The following is a 1,415-nucleotide window of genomic DNA, read 5'->3' on the forward strand; positions in this document are numbered from 1 at the left end:
GCGAGGATCTCCGAGACCGGGTAGCGGGACTCCCTGCGCACGGCCATGAAGATCCGCGGCATGACGGGGAAGTGGAACGCCATGTGGCACTCGTCGCCGCCGCTGCGGTAGTCGCCGAAGTAGTCGACGACGTCCTCCGGCCACTGGTTCGCCTCGGCCAGCAGCACCACGTCGGGGTACTGGGCGTCGATCTCCTTGCGGACCCGTTTCAGGAAGTCGTGGGTGGCCGGCAGGTTCTCGCAGTTGGTGCCCTCGCTCTGGTACAGGTACGGCACCGCGTCCAGCCGGAAGCCGTCGATGCCCAGGTCCAGCCAGAACCGCAGCGCGGAGATGATCTCCTCCTGGACGGCCGGGTTCTCGTAGTTGAGGTCCGGCTGATGGGAGAAGAAGCGGTGCCAGTAGTACTGCTTGCGCACCGGGTCGTACGTCCAGTTGGAGACCTCGGTGTCGACGAAGATGATCCGCGCGTCCTGGTAGCGGTCGTCCTTGTCGTCCCACACGTAGTAGTCGCCGTACGGTCCTTCGGGGTCCTTGCGGGACTCCTGGAACCACGGGTGCTGGTCGCTGGTGTGGTTCATGACGAAGTCGATGATGACGCGCATGCCGCGCTGGTGGGCGGCGTCGACGAACTCCACGAAGTCGGCGAGGTCGCCGAACTCCGGGAGTACGGCGGTGTAGTCGGAGACGTCGTAACCGCCGTCCCGCAGAGGGGACTTGAAGAAGGGCGGCAGCCAGAGGCAGTCGACGCCGAGCCACTGGAGGTAGTCGAGTTTCGCGGTCAGGCCCTTGAGGTCGCCGATGCCGTCGCCGTTGCTGTCCTGGAAGGAACGGACCAGGACCTCGTAGAAGACGGCCCGTTTGAACCAGTCGGGGTCCCGGTCTCCCGCGGGGGTGTCCTCGAAGGTGTCCGGGACGGGTTCGTTGACGATCATATGGTGGGTGACCCTCCGATCCGCGGGGACGGTCGCAGGACGGTGAGGATGTGCGCGGCCCGGTGACCCGGCTCCAGGCGCACATAGTTGGCCCTGCCCCAGTTGTAGGTTTCGCCGGTGAGCTCGTCGCGCACCGGTACCGACTCATGCCAGTTCAGGCCGAGTTGCGGCATGTCCAACGAGACCGTGGCCTCCTGGGTGTGGTGGGGGTCGAGGTTGACGACGACCAGAACCGTGTTCGAACCTCTCCGCTTGCTGTAGACGATCACCTCCTCCTTGTCGGCGTGGTGGAAATGCAGGTCGCGCAACTGCCGCAGGGCCGGGCTGTCGCGCCGGACCGTGTTCAGACGCGTGATGAGCGGCGCGATGCCGTCCGTCCGGGCGCGTGCCCAGTCGCGGGGCCTGAGCTGGTACTTCTCGGAGTCGAGGTACTCCTCGCTGCCCTCCTTGAGCGGGGTGTTCTCGCAGAGTTCGTAGCCGCTG

1 protein-coding gene and 1 pseudogene are annotated in these 1,415 nt (G+C 65.9%); both read right to left on the minus strand.

The window, feature by feature from the left end; genetic code table 11:
• A partial coding sequence (locus ACZ619_RS45835; RefSeq protein WP_469612006.1) for an alpha-amylase family glycosyl hydrolase occupies window positions 1–932 on the minus strand: 932 nt, incomplete at its 3' end.
• Window positions 929–1,415 (minus strand): annotated as a pseudogene (locus ACZ619_RS45840) (alpha-1,4-glucan--maltose-1-phosphate maltosyltransferase); the annotation flags it as partial. The gene ACZ619_RS45835 and the pseudogene ACZ619_RS45840, both read right to left, overlap by 4 nt.

The sequence above is a fragment of the Streptomyces sp. NPDC104367 genome, from assembly GCF_055583825.1.